Below are 18,500 nucleotides of genomic sequence, written 5' to 3' on the forward strand. Positions count from 1 at the left end.
CTGCTAGTCCAGTTCGTTATCGAGATCGTTATTGCCAGCCGCCGCAGCAGGTGCACCGGCTACGCGGTTATATTTCGGGCTCAGCTGAATGTAGAGGATGGCCATGACTGCGCCAATCACACCCAGAGCAACCAGGTTGAAGTTAGTAAATGCCGCGGTGACGAAGCCGAGGTAGAAGAATGGCATCAGATAGCCTGCGCGCATCATGTTGATGACCATCGCATAACCAACCACTACGATCATACCGCCTGCGATGTTCAGACCACCGGTTACGACTTCCGGAATGGCGTTAAGCATGCTCTGAACTTCACTGGTACCAACAGAAATCGCTACGATTACCGCCGGGATAGCGATACGCATAGCCTGCAGGAACAGAGAGGATACGTGCAGCCAGGAGAGCGCCGTCAGGTTACCGTTTTCGGCCGCCTTATCCGCTGCGTGCTGGAATGCTACGGTGATAGTACGAACGATAATGGTCAGTACCTGGCCTGCTGCTGCCAGTGGGATAGCCAGCGCGATACCGGCACCAATGCTTTGGTGACCCGCGATAACCAGAACGGTAGAGATAATTGAGGCCAGCGCGGCATCTGGTGCAACCGCAGCACCGATGTTCATCCAGCCCAGGGCGATCATTTCCAGGGTACCACCGATGATGATACCGGTTTTCATATCCCCGAGAACGGCACCAATCAGCGTACAGGCCACCAACGGACGGTGGAACTGAAATTCATCGAGTACCGACTCCATACCCGCGATACATGCGACGATGAACACCAGCACAATCTGAAGAGTGGTAATCTCCATTGTACTTCTCCTATTGCTATACAGACTTAAGTGTGAAAACTAAGTAAATGCCAGGGAATTATTTCACCTTGGCAATCAAATCCATCATTTTCAGTTTCTGATCGGTAGAAACCTTACGGGCCTCAAGCTCAATACCGCGTTCGTTGAGTTTCTTGAAGGCTTCGATGTCTTTGTCATCGACAGAAATTGCGTTGTTTACCTGCGTTTTACCCTGACGGAAAGCCATACCGCCAATGTTTACGGAGGTAATTTTCACACCACCTTCAACGATACGTTCTACGTCGGTTGGGTTGGTGAACAACAGCATCACACGCTCACCTGCATATTTCGGGTTGTTGTAGACGCGGATCATTTTCGCGACATCAACCACATGCGCCGTCACACCCGGAGGTGCTACCTGAGTCAGCAGCGTTTTACGCACGGTATCGGCGGCAACTTCATCACTGACGACGATAATGCGCGTTACGTTGGTTTCTTTGGTCCAGCGAGTTGCCACCTGACCATGGATTAAGCGGTCATCAATACGCGCCAGGCCGATCTGCATATAATCGTTCGGCCCCATCGGTTTCGCGGGGGTTGCTGCTTTCGGTGCCGCGACGGGGGCAGGAGCGGCTTTTTCCACCGGTTTTGCTTTCAGCGCTTTCACGCCTTCACTACCGGTTTCAACGGCCAGTGCCACTAATTCATCAAAGCTTGGGTTGTCATCACGCGCCATGAAGGTCTCAACCAGCATGGGAATGTTCACACCGGCGATTACTTCGTAATGCTCTTTATCGACGACAATGCGGCTCGCAGCGTTAAACGGGCTGCCTCCCCATGTGTCAACGAGAAACAGCACGCCTTTACTGGTATCGAGTTTTGCCAACTGAGCGTTGTACTTTTCGATCAGCGTTTCAGCATTTTCGCCTGGAACGAAATCGATCCAGCCGACGTTTTCCTGCTCGCCTAACAGCATCTCTGCCGTCTTAAGTAACTGCTCTGCAGCCCAACCATGTGTGCCTATTACAATAGCAATGGTCACTTGCTACCTCCTTTATTATCGTTAACACATCAACGTGAAGATGTATTTGAATCGTCGTCCGCAATCGAATCGATTCAGATAAGGGTTACAAAGAAAAACCTATGATTTTCGTGAATTATTTTAGATATCGAAAAAAATATTTTATGTGATGAAGATCCGTAATTTAACTTCCGATAAAAAGAAATTTCGAAGGGTAAAATATCTCCGAAACAACTTATTGCAAAGGAAGGTAAATCTTTGCTAAAAACAGCTTCTCTCTGTTATGTTTAGCATCTGTTTAATTACTCAGGAGTATAGGGCAGTAGCCCACCATATGGATCGTCACCGACGTCATTTCACCTTCAGGCCGTATCAGGCCTGTCAGATTGGCACTTTTTGCCACAAATTTTCTCTGCATATCGCTTTAACGCCTGAGATCCTCAGCGCGCAGTTTGGTCATTCCTTAAGCAGGAGCTTGTCATGGAATTATTAATGGACCCGCAGATTTGGGTGGGTTTGCTCACGCTTGTCGTTCTCGAAATTGTTCTGGGTATTGATAACCTGGTCTTCATTGCGATCCTGGCTGATAAGCTGCCGCCGAAACAGCGTGATAAAGCGCGTTTAATCGGTTTGTCACTGGCACTGATTATGCGTCTGGGCTTGTTGTCCGTGATTTCGTGGATGGTGACGCTGACAAAGCCGCTGTTCACGGTAATGGACTATGCGTTCTCGGGGCGCGATCTGATTATGCTGCTGGGGGGTATCTTCCTCTTGTTCAAGGCTACGACAGAGCTGCATGAGCGGCTGGAAAACCGTGAACATGATACCGGGCAGACGAAAGGGTATGCGAGCTTTTGGGTTGTCGTAACGCAGATTGTCATCCTCGATGCGGTGTTCTCGCTGGATGCCGTGATTACGGCGGTCGGCATGGTCAACCATCTGCCAGTGATGATGGCGGCAGTAGTGATTGCCATGGCCGTGATGCTGCTGGCCTCTAAGCCGCTGACACGATTTGTGAACCAACACCCGACGGTGGTGGTGCTGTGTCTGAGCTTCCTGTTGATGATTGGTCTGAGCCTGGTTGCCGAAGGGTTTGGCTTCCATATTCCGAAAGGTTATCTGTATGCGGCGATTGGTTTCTCGATCATCATCGAGCTGTTTAACCAGATTGCCCGTCGTAATTTTATTCGCCACCAGTCGACGCTGCCGCTGCGTGCACGTACTGCCGATGCAATCCTGCGTCTGATGGGCGGTAAACGTCAGGCCAGCGTGCAGATGGAATCCGATAACCCGGTGCCTGTTCCTGTCCCGGAAGGCGCGTTTGTGGAAGAAGAACGCTATATGATCAACGGCGTCCTCTCCCTGGCGTCGCGTTCGTTACGCGGCATTATGACGCCACGTGGTGAAATCAGCTGGGTTGATGCCGACCTGAGCGTGGCGGAAATTCGCGAGCAGTTGCTCTCTTCACCTCACAGCCTGTTCCCGGTGTGTCGTGGCGAACTGGATGAGATCATCGGTATCGTGCGTGCTAAAGAGCTGCTGGTGGCGCTGGAAGACGGTGTGGATGTGGCGGCGATTGCCTCTGCTTCTCCGGCTATTGTTGTTCCGGAGACGCTGGACCCGATCAATCTGTTAGGCGTACTGCGTCGTGCCCGCGGTAGCTTCGTTATCGTCACTAACGAGTTTGGCGTAGTACAGGGTCTGGTCACGCCGCTGGACGTATTAGAAGCCATTGCCGGTGAATTCCCGGATGCCGATGAAACACCTGAAATTATTGCTGATGCAGGTGGTTGGTTGGTCAAAGGCGGTACCGATCTGCATGCGTTGCAACAGGCGCTGGACGTGGATACGTTAGTGAATGAAGACGAAGACATCGCCACGGTGGCAGGTTTAGTCATTGCGGCTAACGGCCATATTCCACGTGTAGGTGATGTTATCGAAGTCGCACCGCTGAGCATTACGATTGTCGAAGCGAATGACTATCGTGTGGATTTAGTTCGCATTGTTAAAGAACAACCCGCTCACGACGAAGACGAGTAACCGGGTTTAGCGAAACGGCATGACGGGCATACTGTGTCGCCCGTTATGTCGGGTGGGCGGCGGCGTGCTGCCCGCCAGCCATTTTGGGAAATCACGCAGCGGCATTGGCTTTGCGTACAAAAAACCTTGCAACAAATGTACGCCGTGTCGGCGCAAATGCTGAGCCTGCGCCTGGGTTTCAACGCCTTCCGCCACCAGTTCTATATTCAATTTTTTCCCCAAAGCGATAATGATGTCTGTGACGGTTGAGTTCACGGCGTCTGTTCCTATGGCCGAAGTAAATGATTTATCGATCTTCAGCACATCCGGGCGGAGTTTTTCCAGCCAGGAGAGCGAGCTGTTACCGGTACCGAAATCATCAATCGCCAGTTTTACGCCAAGCCGATTTAATTCGCGTACGACCCGATAATCCACATCCAGTAACGCATCGCGTTCGGTCAGTTCGATAACCAACTGCTGGATTGGGTGCTGGCTGAACCAGTACTGATTAAGATCTTTTAGCAGCGTGCCGTTACGAAAATGGCTGGCGGCGACATTAATCCCAATATGAAACTGACTGCTCATCGGGAAAACGTGTCTTTGCTGAATGGTTTCTGCGATGACATGACGGGTTAGCGGCACAATCAGGTTGTGCTCCTCAGCGATGGGAATAAACACTTCCGGAGAGATCCAACCCTGGCGTGGGTTATTCCAGCGTAGAAGAATCTCCACGCCCATGCATTGCTGGGTTTGCGCATTAAGCAGCGGCTGGCAAAATAGCTCGAATTCCCGAGCAGCAAGGGCCAGATTAATCTCCCAGGAAAAACTCATTCTGCTGGCGGTCGCCAGCCATGCCAGGTAACCCACTAATAAACTTAGGATCACCGCCAGCGGCAGCTGTGTTGGCAGATGTTTAATCGCCAGTTCACTGGGACCGGGGCCGGTGACGCTAATGGTAAACGGGAAATGTTGAGATGACAGCTGGTAGCGTTTTTCATCATTTAGCTTAGGCAGAGTATCGACCACACCCTGATCATACAGTAGATGCCGATTACCAACGGTTAAGCTGGCATCGGTGATCTGCGGCGGCTGGGGTTCAAGCAACATAGACGACAATAAATCAATATTGACGATTTCCAGCACGCCATCTTCACCATCAGCAGAGGACGGGTACCACTGCGTCAAAATCGGACTCCCTTTAATCAGCGAATGGTCAGTAGACAGCAGCAGTTGCGGTTCCCGGCTGGGTAATTCGGGCTGTAGTTGACGAATGGGGACATTGCGATACCCAAAAATGCTGGAGCAATAGAGGATCCCGCTTTGAATCAGATTAATAGAACGCACCGTTTGCAGTCTTGCGGCATGTTTGCTTAAGGGTAAACGCGCCACTGAGCAGGGGAGGCCAATTAACGGCAGCAATACATCACGTCCGGTCTGCAAGGGTAAAAGCACGTCATCCAGTTCTTCTACAGCATGGTTGGCAAAGGTGACGATATTTCGGTGATTTAAATTACGCTCCGAAATAAATCGGACAGTTAATGTGAGGATGAGCGTCAGTAGTGCACATACTGTGCAGACGATTAAGCGATTCCGGCGATAATTTTTAATGATCCGTTGTGCTGTTTGCATGCGGGCCGCCCGATAAGCCGTTGGTCACAGAAGCCAACAGCAACAGAGCAAGTGTAGTGGGGAAAATTACAGTAGACGAGGGAGAGGGGGCAAATTCGCCCATCCGTCGCAGATGGGCGAAAATTAAGTATTAGTCACATTGAACTTTGATTGCCAGGCCACCGCGTGACGTTTCGCGGTATTTGGCGTTCATGTCTTTACCTGTTTCGTACATGGTCTCAATGACTTTATCCAGCGAGACGCGCGGCGCGCTGGTACGGCGCATTGCCATACGCGCAGCGTTGATCGCCTTCACTGAAGCAATGGCGTTACGCTCAATGCACGGAACCTGTACCTGACCGGCAACCGGATCGCAGGTTAAGCCGAGGTTATGTTCCATGCCGATTTCGGCAGCAACACACACCTGCTCAGGGCTCGCGCCCAACAGTTCAGCCAGACCCGCGGCAGCCATGGAGCAGGCTACGCCCACTTCACCCTGACAACCTACTTCTGCACCAGAGATTGAGGCGTTCATTTTGTACAACGCGCCAATTGCACCGGCCGCCAGGAAATAGCGGGTATAGATATCCGGGCTGACGGACTCGATGAAATGATCGTAATAGGCCAGTACCGCAGGCACGATACCGCAGGCACCGTTGGTTGGCGCTGTCACTACGCGACCGCCTGCGGCGTTTTCTTCGTTAACGGCCAGCGCGAACATGTTAACCCAGTCGATCACGTTCATCGGATCGTTGGACAGCTTATCGCTGGAAACCAGCATACGACGCAGAGCTGAAGCACGACGAGGAACGCGCAGCGGACCCGGCAACACACCTTCGGTGTTCATGCCACGATCGATACAGGCCTGCATGGTTTGCCAGACGTGGCCAAAGTACTCTTCAATCTCTTTTTTGCTGTGCAGAGCAAGTTCGTTCTGCATCGCCATGCCAGAGAGAGACAGGCCGGTGCTGTTGCAGTACTCCAGCATTTCAGTCGCGGATTTGAACGGATAAGGCACGCTGACCTCGCCCGCGGCATCCTGACCAAAATGTTCTTCATCAACGATGAATCCACCGCCGATTGAGTAGTAGGTTTTGCTATAAATGACGGTTTCGCCATTGTACGCATGGATCTGCATTCCGTTTTCATGCAGCGGCAGGTTGCCGTTGTGAAAACGCATCCCGTCATTCTGCGGGAAATCCACTTCGTGCTGACCTTGCGCAAGCAGCAGGCGTCCACGCGTTTCTACGTCGCGGATAAATCCGGGGATGCTATCAATATCCACGGTAGCAGGCTCATTGCCCGCCAGACCCATAATAATGGCGATATCGGTGTGGTGACCTTTACCCGTGAGCGACAGTGAACCATACACGTCGACGGCGACACGAGTAACGCTGTCCAGTAATCCTTTTTCGACCAGGTCATCGACGAACTGTTTACCCGCCTTCATAGGCCCTACGGTATGGGAAGATGAGGGACCAATCCCCACCTTAAACATGTCGAATAGACTAATCACGATAATACTCCTACAGGGCGACTGGGCTTTCCAGTAACGATGTTATAACTGCGCATAGTGTAAGAGGGAACGCGGCGATCGGCTTAACTATTCACATGAATTAAACTAATAGATAACCGCGGTTTTACTAATGTTGTGACCTGAGTTTCAAGTTGTCTATGGCGCGCGTAAAGATAAGTATAGTCAGGGCTTGACGCCAATTTGCAGCGCCAGCTCACGAATTATTCCGGCAGTCATTCCCCAGACGAAATATTGCTCATACCAGGAAAGCCATACGCGATGTGAATCGCCACGACGGTAAATATCCAACGGGTGGTAACGACCTAAATGCAGGGCCTGGGCCAGCGGCATTTCGAACACTGCTGAAACTTCATCTTCACTGGCGCGATACGGTAGATTAGGCGGGATAATGCCTACCACTGGGGTGACCTGGAAACCGGTCACGCTGTCGACCGGCGGCAGAACGCCGATCACTTCTACGCATGAAGGTGGGATCGCCACCTCCTCCTGTGCCTCGCGAAGGGCGGCGGCAATTAACGAGGCATCACTGCTATCCACCGCCCCACCGGGGAAGGCGACCTGTCCGGCGTGCTTGCGTAGGTGAACGGAACGCTGGGTTAACAACAACCCCGGCTGTGGACGACGCACGACGGGGATCAGTACGGCGGCCTGGCGCTGGTTTAACGCGGCATGATTGACCTGCGGACGCAGGAGTTGAAAGCGCGATAAGAAATCATCAAGCGTCAGGCTGCTGTATTCCACGTCTCAGTTCTCCAGTTGGTGCAAAATACGATTCACTTTATCAAATGTTTCCTGATATTCAGCGTCTTCCTGACTGTCCGCCACTATGCCGCCGCCAGCGGAACAATAAATTTGTCCGTTTGTGGCTGTCAGCGTGCGAATGGTGATGCTGGTATCCATATTGCCGCAAAAACTCAGATAACCGATGCTGCCACACCAGGCATTACGTCTTTGTGGCTCCAGTTCGTCAATAATTTCCATCGCCCGCACTTTCGGCGCACCGGTAATAGAGCCGCCGGGGAAGGCTGCGCGTAGCAGATCGGTGGCGTGTAATGACTCTGGCAGACGTGCGGTAATGGTGCTGACCAAATGATGAACGGCAGGGAACGGTTCGACGACAAACAGCTCCGGAACCTGTACCGAACCCGGTACGGCAACGCGGCCAATATCATTACGCATCAAATCGACGATCATCAGGTTCTCCGCACGATCCTTCGGCGAATTCGCCAGCCGCCGGGCCTGCTCACGATCGGCATCGGCATCTTCAAGCCTGGGCAACGTACCTTTAATAGGACGCGTCTGGATATGCTGATTCTCCAGCAGAATAAAACGTTCCGGCGAAAGACTGAGGATAACGCCTTCCTCAAGACGAATAAACGCGCTGAACGGGGCGCGGTTAGCGTGATTGAGTTTGACGAATGCCTGCCACTCATCCCCCTCGTAATGCGCTTGAAAACGCTGCGCGAGGTTGACCTGGTAACAATCGCCGCTGTGCAGATAGCCCTGCACCTGGCGGAATTTTTCGCCGTACCGGGCGCGGCTCATATTGGACTGCCACGCCGAGGTCAATGTAAACGGCTCACGCGTTGGCGGTTGTTGCGCATCGAGCCACTTCAGGCGAGCCTCGACATCGTTATGGCTGAGCAGCGATACGGTCTGCAACTGGTGATCGACAATCAGCGCCCAGTCGTAAATGCCAACGGCCATATCCGGTAGCGTAATATCGCGCTCAGCAATAGTCGGCAGAGATTCAAAGCGTCGGCCAAGGTCGTAGCCAAACAGACCTAACGCGCCGCCCTGAAACGGCAGATCCGGGTGATACTCGGGGTGAATCTTGTGTGCAGCTAGCGCGGAATGTAATACCGTCATTGGATCATCAAGCGAGCGCGTGATTGCGTGCCCGTTCTGCACTACGGTCTCTTCAGCACGTGTAACCAACGTGGTGACGGGGTCAGCCACCAGAATATCAAAGCGGTTATGCGGATGGTCGGCTTGACCTGAATGCAACAGCATCGCCCAGGGCAGATGGCTTAATGTCGAAAAATAGCGTTCAGCGGCGTCCTGACGCCAGGGTAATGTGATTACTGCGGGAGATAACGTCTTCATCAGTCCTGACTCGTTGCTACTCTACTGGCTAACTGCCCGGTAGCATGAAATAATTAGCGCAGACAATTTAGCAGGAGTTAACAATGTTTGCAGGTTTACCTTCACTCAGTCATGAGCAGCAGCAAAAAGCGGTAGAGCGTATTCAGGAGCTGATGTCACAGGGGATGAGCAGCGGACAAGCCATTGCTCTGGTTGCTGAAGAGTTACGCGCCAGTCATACCGGTGAGCGGATCGTGGCGCGTTTTGAAGATGAAGACGAATAACGCCGCTTAAACTGCAGCGATTATCTTAATCTCAACTTTGTATTTCGGGTTCATCAATCCGGCCTGAACGGTACAACGTACCGGCGCGTGGCCAGCAACGACCCACGCGTCCCAGGCTTTGTTCATGGCGGCAAAATCGTTTTTGTCTGCCAAAAACAGGGTGGCATCAAGAATACGTGACTTGTTGCTGCCTTGTTTTTCCAGCACCGCATCAATTTGCGCCAGCGTATTTGCCGTCTGCTCAAAGGCGTCTGCATCCAGATTTTCCGGCACGCCGGTGTAATACAGCGTGTTGTTGTGGATTACCACGTCGGACCAACGCGCTTCGGCATCAATGCGCACAATCGTCATAAATCATTCCTCGTTTACGTTTTTTCATAATAGCTTTGGCTTGCGCCAAGACTGCCATAATGTTGTGCCCACGTCACCTCTTCAACTGGCGAAAGACCCGCTGGCCTGACATAATCCCTGTTCAAATGAACAGGGGGCAGTGTGACGGACGATTTTGCAGCAGACGGTCAGTTGGCTAAAGCGATACCGGGTTTTAAACCGCGAGAACCACAGCGGCAGATGGCCATCGCCGTCAGTCATGCCATCGAAAAATCACAACCGCTGGTGGTAGAAGCCGGAACCGGAACGGGTAAAACCTACGCTTATCTTGCTCCAGCGCTGCGTGCCGGAAAGAAGGTCATTGTCTCCACGGGCTCGAAGGCGTTGCAGGATCAGCTATACAGCCGCGACCTCCCGACTGTCGCTAAAGCACTGAAGTTCACCGGTAAACTGGCGCTGCTGAAAGGGCGTTCAAACTATCTGTGCCTCGAACGTCTCGAACAGCAGGCGCTGGCGGGTGGCGACTTGCCGGTACAAACGTTAAGCGACGTCATTCTGCTGCGCTCCTGGTCAAATCAAACCCTTGATGGGGACATCAGCACCTGCGTCAGCGTGGCGGAAGACTCGCAGGCCTGGCCGCTGGTGACCAGCACTAATGACAACTGTCTGGGCAGCGACTGCCCGCTGTATAAAGAGTGTTTTGTCGTTAAAGCGCGTAAAAAAGCGATGGATGCGGATGTTGTCGTGGTTAACCATCATCTGTTTCTCGCCGATATGGTGGTAAAAGAGAGCGGGTTTGGCGAACTGATCCCGGAAGCTGATGTGATGATCTTCGATGAAGCGCATCAGTTACCGGATATCGCCAGCCAGTACTTTGGTCAATCACTCTCCAGTCGCCAGCTGTTAGACCTGGCGAAAGACATCACCATTGCCTATCGCACCGAGCTGAAAGACACTCAGCAGTTGCAAAAGTGCGCCGATCGCCTTGCACAAAGTGCTCAGGACTTCCGCTTGCAGCTTGGTGAGCCGGGTTATCGCGGAAACCTGCGGGAACTGCTGGCCGACCAGCGCGTACAGCGCGCGTTTTTGCTGCTCGATGACACGCTGGAGCTGTGTTATGACGTGGCGAAGCTGTCCCTCGGGCGTTCGGCGTTGCTGGATGCCGCGTTTGAGCGCGCCACGCTTTATCGTGCGCGTCTGAAGCGCCTGAAAGAGATCAACCAGCCAGGCTTCAGCTACTGGTATGAATGCACCTCCCGCCATTTCACCCTCGCGCTGACGCCGCTTACGGTGGCGGATAAATTCAAAGAAGTGATGGAACAAAAGCCGGGCTGCTGGATTTTTACTTCCGCCACGCTGTCGGTAAACGATGACCTTCATCATTTCACCGCACGACTGGGTATTGAAGATGCCGAGTCGATGCTGCTGCCGAGCCCTTTTGATTACACGCGCCAGACGCTGCTGTGCGTGCCGCGTAATCTCCCGCAAACCAACCAGCCGGGGGCTGCACGCCAGTTAGCATCCATGCTGCGACCTATTATCGAAGCGAACAACGGTCGCTGTTTTATGCTGTGCACTTCGCACGCGATGATGCGCGATCTGGCGGAACAATTCCGCGCTACTATGACGCTTCCCGTACTGCTGCAGGGCGAAACCAGCAAAGGACAACTGCTACAGCAGTTTGTCAGCGCAGGTAATGCGCTATTGGTTGCCACCAGCAGCTTCTGGGAGGGCGTGGACGTGCGCGGCGATACGCTGTCGCTGGTGATAATCGATAAACTGCCGTTTACCTCGCCGGACGACCCGCTGTTAAAAGCCCGAATGGAGGATTGTCGACTGCGCGGCGGCGATCCGTTTGAAGACGTCCAGTTGCCGGATGCGGTAATCACCCTGAAGCAGGGTGTAGGGCGTCTGATACGTGATGCTGACGATCGCGGCGTGCTGGTGATTTGCGACAATCGTCTGGTTATGCGGCCATACGGCGCCACCTTCCTGGCGAGTCTTCCACCTGCTCCACGGACGCGTGACATCGCTCGCGCGGTTCGCTTTCTTGCCATACCAACGGCTGAGTAATTTGTTACGGAGTGTGGTAAGATGCGCGCCAAATTTATTGATCTGATCACAAACACCCATGCGAATTCTGGCTATCGATACCGCCACAGAGGCGTGCTCTGTTGCCCTGTGGAATGAAGGTACTATCAAGGCTCACTTTGAGCTTTGCCCACGAGAACACACCCAACGAATTTTACCGATGGTTCAGGAAATCCTGGCCGCTGGCGATCTCACGTTAACCGATATCGACGCCCTGGCGTTTGGTCGCGGTCCCGGCAGTTTCACCGGCGTGCGTATCGGTATTGGCATTGCTCAGGGGCTGGCGTTAGGCGCAAACTTACCGATGATCGGCGTCTCCACCCTGGCGACCATGGCGCAGGGCGCCTGGCGTAAGTCGGGCGCGACTCGCGTACTGGCGGCGATTGACGCGCGAATGGGCGAAGTCTACTGGGCCGAATATCAGCGTGATGACAACGGTAACTGGCACGGTGAAGAAACCGAAGCGGTGTTAACCCCCGAGCAGGTACATGAGCGTTTATTGCAGCTTTCTGGCGACTGGGTGACGGTCGGGACGGGGTGGCCGGCATGGCCTGAGCTTGGTAAAGACAGCGGTCTGACGTTCAGCGATGGTGACGTGCTGCTTCCAGCGGCTGAAGACATGCTGCCCGTCGCCACGCAAATGCTGGCTGCGGGTGAGACCGTAGCGGTCGAACACGCTGAACCGGTTTATTTACGTAACACCGTGGCGTGGAAGAAACTTCCCGGTAAAGAATGAATCTTAGTAGTAGAACCCCGGCTAAGACCTACAGTCGTCAGTGAACAGCATTGTGAACAGGCCGGGGCAGAAGCTAAGAAAAGGGAGTCACAATATGGCGGTGCAAAAGCAGTTAATAAAGGGTGTGTTGGCGGGGGCCTTAGCGTTAATGCTTAGCGGCTGCGTCACCATTCCGGATGCGATTAAAGGTTCGAGCCCGACGCCGCAGCAGGATCTGGTGCGGGTGATGAATGCGCCGCAGCTGTATGTCGGACAGGAGGCGCGTTTCGGCGGCAAAGTGGTGGATATTCAGAACCAGCAGGGAAAATCCCGTCTGGAAATTGCCACCGTTCCGCTCGATAGTGGTGCGCGTCCAGTGCTGGGTGAAGCCTCTCGCGGGCGGATATATGCTGATGTAAATGGCTTCCTCGACCCGGTGGACTTTCGCGGGCAACTGGTCACCGTCGTCGGTCCGATTAGCGGTACGGTGGACGGAAAAATCGGTAATACGCCGTATAAATTCATGTTGATGCAGGTAACCGGTTATAAACGCTGGCATATTACTCAGCAGATTGTCATGCCGCCTCAGCCTATCGACCCCTGGTTCTACGGTGCGCGTGGCTGGCCTTACGGTGGCTACGGCGGATGGGGCTGGTACAATCCCGGCCCGGCACAGGTTCAGACCATAGTAACAGAGTAACTCTTTGTTTTATTGGTAAAAGAAACAGCGGCTCGTCCGCTGTTTCTGCATTAACGTGGATATAAGAAAAATAAATAGTGACGTGCTTCGCAACCTTGTCGTTGTGTAATAAACAAACTGGTACGCTGAGTTAATATTATGTTAACAGTTTGTTTATTGCCTGGGGTTGTGATGACGACGAATACGCATTTTAGAGGTGATGTATTGAAAAAGGTTTGGCTTAACCGTTATCCCGCTGGTGTTCCTGCGGAGATCAATCCTGACCGTTATCAATCCCTGGTGGAACTCTTTGAACACTCAGTAAGACGGTATGCCGATCAGCCCGCGTTTGTAAACATGGGGGAGGTGATGACCTTCCGCAAGCTTGAAGAGCGGAGCCGGGCATTTGCGGCCTATTTACAACAAGGCCTGGGGCTGAAAAAGGGCGATCGCGTCGCGCTGATGATGCCGAACCTGCTGCAATATCCGGTCGCACTGTTTGGGATTTTACGTGCCGGCATGATCGTCGTGAACGTTAACCCGCTTTACACGCCTCGCGAGCTGGAACATCAGCTCAACGATAGCGGCGCGTCGGCGATTGTCATCGTATCTAACTTTGCTCATACGCTGGAAAAGGTGGTCGACAAAACGTCTGTGCAACACGTGATCCTGACGCGTATGGGCGATCAGCTGTCGACCGCCAAAGGAACGCTGGTTAACTTTGTCGTCAAGTATATCAAACGGCTGGTGCCGAAATATAACCTGCCGGATGCCATCTCGTTTCGCAGTGCGCTGCAAAACGGTTACCGCATGCAGTATGTGAAACCCGAAGTGGTGTCGGAAGATCTGGCGTTCCTGCAATATACCGGCGGGACAACCGGCGTGGCGAAAGGCGCGATGCTCACGCACCGCAACATGCTGGCTAATCTTGAGCAGGTTCATGCTACCTACGGTCCGTTGCTGCATCCGGGTAAAGAATTGGTGGTGACGGCGTTACCGCTGTATCACATTTTTGCGCTAACGATGAACTGTCTGCTGTTTATTGAGCTAGGCGGTCAAAACCTGCTGATTACTAACCCGCGTGATATTCCGGGGTTGGTAAAAGAGCTGGCGAAGTATCCGTTTACCGCGATGACCGGCGTCAATACGCTGTTTAACGCGCTGCTGAATAACAAAGAGTTCCAGCAACTGGACTTCTCGTCACTGCATCTCTCGGCAGGTGGCGGAATGCCGGTTCAACAAGCGGTAGCTGAACGCTGGGTGAAGCTGACGGGGCAGTATCTTCTGGAAGGTTATGGCCTGACGGAGTGCGCCCCGCTGGTGAGTGTTAACCCTCACGATATTGACTACCACAGCGGAAGTATCGGTTTACCGGTTCCCTCCACTGAGGTCAAGCTGGTGGACGACGACGACAACGAAGTGCCACCGGGAGAACCGGGTGAGCTGTGTGTGAAAGGTCCACAGGTGATGCTGGGCTACTGGCAGCGACCAGACGCCACTGACGAAATCATCAAAGACGGCTGGTTGCACACTGGCGATATTGCGGTGATGGATGACGAAGGCTTTCTGCGTATTGTCGATCGTAAGAAAGATATGATCCTGGTGTCCGGCTTTAACGTCTACCCTAATGAAATTGAAGACGTGGTTATGCAACACCCTGGCGTGCAGGAAGTGGCTGCGGTTGGGGTTCCGTCCGGCAGCAGCGGTGAAGCGGTGAAAATTTTCGTGGTGAAGAAAGATGCCTCGTTAACCGATGAAGCGCTGGTCACTTTCTGTCGTCGTCACCTGACGGGCTATAAAGTACCGAAGCTGGTGGAGTTTCGCGATGAGTTGCCGAAATCTAACGTTGGTAAAATTTTGCGACGAGAATTACGTGACGAAGCGCGTGCCAAAGTGGACAATAAAGGCTGAGCGTTAAGTCAGCCAGTAGAAAACGCCGGGTAATCCGGCGTTTTTTTTGGCGCAAACCTAAGAGAGCACGATTTGAATTATCAAATGATCACCACGGACGACGCGTTGGCCACGCTGTGCGAAGCCGTCCGTGAATTTCCGGCGATAGCCCTGGATACAGAATTTGTTCGCACGCGTACCTATTATCCGCAGTTGGGGCTGATCCAGCTGTTTGATGGCAAACACGTTGCTCTGATTGATCCGCAGGGGATCACCGACTGGTCGCCGCTGCGCGATATTCTGCGTGATACTGCCATCACCAAATTCCTGCATGCGGGTAGCGAAGATCTGGAAGTGTTTCTCAACGCTTTTGGCGAACTGCCGCAGCCGTTGATTGATACACAAATTCTGGCTGCTTTTTGCGGTCGTCCGCTGTCGTGGGGGTTTGCCGCGATGGTGGAAGAGTTTACGGGGGTGGCGCTGGACAAAAGCGAATCCCGCACCGACTGGCTGGCCAGACCGCTGACCGAGCGTCAGTGTGAGTACGCGGCGGCTGATGTCTGGTATCTATTACCGATCACCACAAAACTGATGGTTGAAACTGAAGCCAGCGGCTGGCTGCCAGCCGCACTGGACGAATGCCGCTTAATGCAGCAGCGTCGCCAGGAGGTTCTGGCGCCTGAAGACGCATGGCGCGATATCACTAACGCCTGGCAGCTGCGTACCCGGCAGTTGGCCTGCTTGCAACTGCTTGCCGACTGGCGACTGCGTAAAGCACGTGAGCGCGATCTGGCAGTGAACTTTGTGGTGCGTGAAGAACACCTGTGGTCGGTCGCTCGTTATATGCCGGGGAGTCTGGGTGAACTGGACAGCCTCGGCCTTTCCGGCAGTGAAATTCGCTTCCATGGCAAAACGCTGATTTCTCTGGTAGAAAAAGCGCAGGCTTTACCGGAAGAATCACTGCCACAGCCGCTGCTGAATTTGATGGATATGCCAGGATACCGCAAAGCGTTCAAAGCCATCAAGGCGCTGGTTGCCGAGGTGAGTACTGAGCATAATCTTAGCGTCGAACTGCTGGCTTCACGCCGTCAAATCAACCAGCTACTCAACTCGCACTGGAAATTAAAGCCGCAGCAGACCCTGCCGGAGTTGGTTTCCGGTTGGCGTGGCGAACTGATGTCCGATCGTCTCAACGCGCTGCTGCAGGAATATCCGCAGTAAGTCACCAGGCTCGCCGGGTTGCGCCATTGCTAACCCGGCCTGCGCAACGCTACAAATCAAGCACCAGGCGCTTACCTTTGGCGCGAGAGCAGCAAATGAGCATGCTCTGCTGGCTGGCTTTTTCGTCGTCGCTGAAATACTGATCGCGGTGATCCGCTTCCCCTTCAAGAATCGTTGTTTCGCAGGTGCCGCACACGCCTTCCCGGCACAGGCACTCAACGCGCGCGGCTTTGTTATTTTCGATAACCTGCAAAATGGTCATCTCTTCCGGGACCACAAACTCGCGTCCTGAACGCGCCAGCACCAGGGTAAAGGCATCACCGCTTTTATCTTCCAGCGCAAATTGTTCGAAATGTAGCGTATTGCTGTCCAGTCTATGGAGGGAAGCCGCTTCTCTGACGGCATCGTTGAGCACTGCTGGCCCGCAGGTGTAAATATGTGTGCCGGGTTCGACATCGGCCAGCAGGCGAGATAAATCAAGGCGTGTCCCTGCGCTTGACAGATGCAGATGAATACGATCGACGCTGGGGTGTTGCAGGAGTTCGTCATAAAACGCGCAGTTGTCCTGACTGGGAGAGCAATAATGCAGTTGCCATTCTGCCTGAGAATGTTCCAGCTCCGGGAGCTGCGATAAAAACGGTGTGATGCCGATACCTCCGGCAATCAACAGATGTTGTTGTGCCTGAGGGGCGAGGGCGAACAGATTGTTAGGCGTAGAAATCGTGAGCGTGTCGCCGGGTTTCACGTTTTGATGCAGATATCGTGAGCCGCCTTTGGATGCTTCCTCCAGTCGTACGGCGATTTGCCAGGCGCTCGTATCAAAGGGGGAACTCATCAGCGAGTACGCATTGCTGTATAGATTCTCGCCATCGCGCATCTGCACGATAATATGGCTGCCACCCTGAAACGCGGGCAACGGCTCGCCTGATGTCGCCGTTAAAGTAAAGCGTTTTACCTGCGCGGTAATCGTCTCAATCCGGCTGACCCGGACTTCTTGCATTTGATAATCAGACATTGCGGCACTCCCTAAAAAATCTGTCCGGCGCGGCTTAACGATGCGCCGGTGTCTGTCGTTACAGCCCCTGGTTATTCCTGAAACACCTGCGCGACCAGATTATGGAAATGGGCAATGCCATGTTCGGAGATACCGCTGCCGCTGGTGTCGGCCATAATGCGGCCCTGACCGCGATACCCGCGCGATTTCAGCCCCTTTTGCACGCTTTCTACCAGACGTAAATCTTCAGGACGAAAGACGTTGCGATACCATTCGATCAGTTGTTTCTGCTCTTCGGTCAGCTCTTCGTTGGTGAAGTAAATGTCATAGTTTTGCAGCGTAGTTTCTGCATCCACTGGAAATTCATAGATAACGGTCATCATGCCTTTGATTGGCGTAACGTTGAGCATGGTGCACGGCCACAGCCAGAAACCGTGGAAGGCGGCATCAACACCTTCTTCGAACTTAAATGACTGCTCTGACGGTTTGGCGAAACCGTATTGTAGCGTCCAGTTGCCGTGCATAGTATGCCAGTAACGATCAACCTGAACCGAGTCGGAAAAACCAGGGTGAGCCGGGCCGCAGTGGTAGCACTCCAGATAGTTATCGACAATATTCTTCCAGTTGGCTGGAGTTCGGGTCGTAAAGCGTGCCGCCAGCTTCAGGTCATGCACATCAGGGCAGGCTTCGATAACTTTGTCTGCAAGACCTGGGAGTTGTTCTTCCACGCTGCCCGCGTTCGGATCCATGTTGATAAACACGAATCCGGCATACTCTTCCAGACGTACAGGTGTAAGGTGCGCTTTTTCGCTGTCGAAGTTGGCGACATTTTCGCAGTTACGCGCATGCGCCAGATTGCCGTCAAGTTTGAACGCCCATGCGTGGTAAGGGCAGGTAATTACATTTTTCGCTTTCCCTTCGCCGCTCAACAGCTGATGACCACGATGCGGGCAAACGTTGTAGAACGCGCGCAGCACGTTATCGCGACCCCGTACCAGCACGATGTTCTCGCCAATCACTTCCCGGGTAACATAATCATTGGGCTTTGCCAGCTCGCTACTGTGGGCGACGCAAATCCAGCTTTTAGCAAACACTTTCTCTTGTTCGTGCTCGAAGGCCTGATGGTCAGTATAGAACCGGGCAGGGATAGTCCAGGCGTCCTGCGGGTTGGCACAGAAATTTTGCGGCAGAATAAACTCAGGGCTCAGATTGCTCATTGGAATACCTTTAATTTGTGAGTAAG

At 53.3% G+C, this 18,500-nt stretch carries 17 protein-coding genes; 8 read left to right on the plus strand and 9 right to left on the minus strand.

Going from position 1 to position 18,500, the window contains the following annotated elements:
- Positions 1-3: 3 nt before the first annotated feature.
- Positions 4-804, minus strand: a complete 801-nt coding sequence (locus OGX94_RS14955; protein ID WP_003021004.1) for a PTS mannose/fructose/sorbose transporter subunit IIC — start codon at positions 802-804, stop codon at positions 4-6.
- A 58-nt stretch (positions 805-862) separates the two neighbouring features.
- Positions 863-1,825, minus strand: a complete 963-nt coding sequence (gene manX / locus OGX94_RS14960) for a PTS mannose transporter subunit IIAB (protein ID WP_003833768.1) — start codon at positions 1,823-1,825, stop codon at positions 863-865.
- A 313-nt stretch (positions 1,826-2,138) separates the two neighbouring features.
- Between manX and OGX94_RS24980 the strand changes: the two genes are divergently transcribed.
- Complete coding sequence (locus OGX94_RS24980) at positions 2,139-2,297, plus strand: protein YoaL (protein WP_370766360.1); 159 nt, start codon at positions 2,139-2,141, stop codon at positions 2,295-2,297.
- Positions 2,285-3,844, plus strand: a complete 1,560-nt coding sequence (gene yoaE, locus OGX94_RS14965; RefSeq protein WP_008785026.1) for a CNNM family cation transport protein YoaE — start codon at positions 2,285-2,287, stop codon at positions 3,842-3,844. The genes OGX94_RS24980 and yoaE overlap by 13 nt, the downstream gene beginning before the upstream one ends.
- A 6-nt stretch (positions 3,845-3,850) precedes the next feature.
- Here yoaE and pdeD read toward each other — a convergent pair whose 3' ends face one another.
- The 4 genes from pdeD to pabB form a co-directional block, all read right to left on the minus strand.
- On the minus strand, positions 3,851-5,452 hold the full coding sequence (gene pdeD / locus OGX94_RS14970) for a cyclic di-3',5'-guanosine monophosphate phosphodiesterase PdeD (protein WP_008785025.1): 1,602 nt from the start codon (positions 5,450-5,452) through the stop codon (positions 3,851-3,853).
- A gap of 130 nt (positions 5,453-5,582) precedes the next feature.
- Positions 5,583-6,947, minus strand: coding sequence for an L-serine ammonia-lyase (gene sdaA, locus OGX94_RS14975; protein WP_003833765.1), 1,365 nt, complete (start codon positions 6,945-6,947; stop codon positions 5,583-5,585).
- Positions 6,948-7,130: 183 nt separating this feature from the next.
- Positions 7,131-7,709, minus strand: coding sequence for a CoA pyrophosphatase (locus OGX94_RS14980; RefSeq protein WP_003020991.1), 579 nt, complete (start codon positions 7,707-7,709; stop codon positions 7,131-7,133).
- 3 nt (positions 7,710-7,712) lie between these two features.
- A complete protein-coding gene (gene pabB / locus OGX94_RS14985) occupies positions 7,713-9,074 on the minus strand; it encodes an aminodeoxychorismate synthase component 1 (protein ID WP_257661919.1) in 1,362 nt (453 codons plus the stop codon).
- An 83-nt stretch (positions 9,075-9,157) separates the two neighbouring features.
- On the opposite strand from pabB, the gene OGX94_RS14990 reads away from it, so the two are divergent.
- On the plus strand, positions 9,158-9,337 hold the full coding sequence (locus OGX94_RS14990) for a YoaH family protein (RefSeq protein WP_003020986.1): 180 nt from the start codon (positions 9,158-9,160) through the stop codon (positions 9,335-9,337).
- A gap of 6 nt (positions 9,338-9,343) precedes the next feature.
- Here the strand turns inward: OGX94_RS14990 and OGX94_RS14995 are convergent, their stop codons facing one another.
- Positions 9,344-9,688 (minus strand): RidA family protein, encoded by a 345-nt coding sequence (locus tag OGX94_RS14995; protein WP_003020984.1) that lies wholly within the window; start codon positions 9,686-9,688, stop codon positions 9,344-9,346.
- 141 nt (positions 9,689-9,829) lie between these two features.
- Here OGX94_RS14995 and yoaA point away from each other — a divergent pair, with 141 nt between their 5' ends.
- The 5 genes from yoaA (at position 9,830) to rnd (ending at position 16,263) form a co-directional block, all read left to right on the plus strand.
- The gene (gene yoaA / locus OGX94_RS15000) at positions 9,830-11,740 is read left to right on the plus strand and encodes a DNA repair helicase YoaA (RefSeq protein WP_257661920.1); all 1,911 of its coding nucleotides are present in this window, start codon (positions 9,830-9,832) and stop codon (positions 11,738-11,740) included.
- A 58-nt stretch (positions 11,741-11,798) separates the two neighbouring features.
- Entirely contained in the window at positions 11,799-12,494 is a 696-nt protein-coding gene (gene tsaB / locus OGX94_RS15005; RefSeq protein ID WP_257661921.1) for a tRNA (adenosine(37)-N6)-threonylcarbamoyltransferase complex dimerization subunit type 1 TsaB, read from the plus strand.
- Between the two features lie 94 nt (positions 12,495-12,588).
- Entirely contained in the window at positions 12,589-13,173 is a 585-nt protein-coding gene (locus tag OGX94_RS15010) for a Slp family lipoprotein (protein WP_003833754.1), read from the plus strand.
- Positions 13,174-13,377: 204 nt separating this feature from the next.
- Positions 13,378-15,063, plus strand: coding sequence for a long-chain-fatty-acid--CoA ligase FadD (gene fadD, locus OGX94_RS15015; protein ID WP_122973958.1), 1,686 nt, complete (start codon positions 13,378-13,380; stop codon positions 15,061-15,063).
- Positions 15,064-15,147: 84 nt separating this feature from the next.
- Complete coding sequence (gene rnd / locus OGX94_RS15020; protein ID WP_257661993.1) at positions 15,148-16,263, plus strand: ribonuclease D; 1,116 nt, start codon at positions 15,148-15,150, stop codon at positions 16,261-16,263.
- A gap of 49 nt (positions 16,264-16,312) precedes the next feature.
- Here rnd and OGX94_RS15025 read toward each other — a convergent pair whose 3' ends face one another.
- On the minus strand, positions 16,313-17,278 hold the full coding sequence (locus OGX94_RS15025; protein ID WP_164562677.1) for a PDR/VanB family oxidoreductase: 966 nt from the start codon (positions 17,276-17,278) through the stop codon (positions 16,313-16,315).
- 71 nt (positions 17,279-17,349) lie between these two features.
- A complete protein-coding gene (yeaW, locus tag OGX94_RS15030; protein WP_003833746.1) occupies positions 17,350-18,474 on the minus strand; it encodes a carnitine monooxygenase, oxygenase subunit YeaW in 1,125 nt (374 codons plus the stop codon).
- Positions 18,475-18,500 lie beyond the last annotated feature (26 nt).

This window comes from Citrobacter sp. Cpo037, assembly GCF_030332945.1.
In the GTDB taxonomy this organism is placed as follows: domain Bacteria; phylum Pseudomonadota; class Gammaproteobacteria; order Enterobacterales; family Enterobacteriaceae; genus Citrobacter; species Citrobacter portucalensis.

Bases quoted from the DNA above. Each gene is read 5' to 3' on its own strand.
- OGX94_RS14955 (WP_003021004.1), bottom strand. From the start codon at position 804: ATGGAGATTACCACTCTTCAGATTGTGCTGGTGTTCATCGTCGCATGT.
- OGX94_RS24980 (WP_370766360.1), top strand. From the start codon at position 2,139: ATGGATCGTCACCGACGTCATTTCACCTTCAGGCCGTATCAGGCCTGT.
- yoaE (WP_008785026.1), top strand. From the start codon at position 2,285: ATGGAATTATTAATGGACCCGCAGATTTGGGTGGGTTTGCTCACGCTT.
- pdeD (WP_008785025.1), bottom strand. From the start codon at position 5,452: ATGCAAACAGCACAACGGATCATTAAAAATTATCGCCGGAATCGCTTA.
- pabB (WP_257661919.1), bottom strand. From the start codon at position 9,074: ATGAAGACGTTATCTCCCGCAGTAATCACATTACCCTGGCGTCAGGAC.
- OGX94_RS14990 (WP_003020986.1), top strand. From the start codon at position 9,158: ATGTTTGCAGGTTTACCTTCACTCAGTCATGAGCAGCAGCAAAAAGCG.
- OGX94_RS14995 (WP_003020984.1), bottom strand. From the start codon at position 9,688: ATGACGATTGTGCGCATTGATGCCGAAGCGCGTTGGTCCGACGTGGTA.
- tsaB (WP_257661921.1), top strand. From the start codon at position 11,799: ATGCGAATTCTGGCTATCGATACCGCCACAGAGGCGTGCTCTGTTGCC.
- OGX94_RS15010 (WP_003833754.1), top strand. From the start codon at position 12,589: ATGGCGGTGCAAAAGCAGTTAATAAAGGGTGTGTTGGCGGGGGCCTTA.
- rnd (WP_257661993.1), top strand. From the start codon at position 15,148: ATGATCACCACGGACGACGCGTTGGCCACGCTGTGCGAAGCCGTCCGT.
- OGX94_RS15025 (WP_164562677.1), bottom strand. From the start codon at position 17,278: ATGTCTGATTATCAAATGCAAGAAGTCCGGGTCAGCCGGATTGAGACG.
- yeaW (WP_003833746.1), bottom strand. From the start codon at position 18,474: ATGAGCAATCTGAGCCCTGAGTTTATTCTGCCGCAAAATTTCTGTGCC.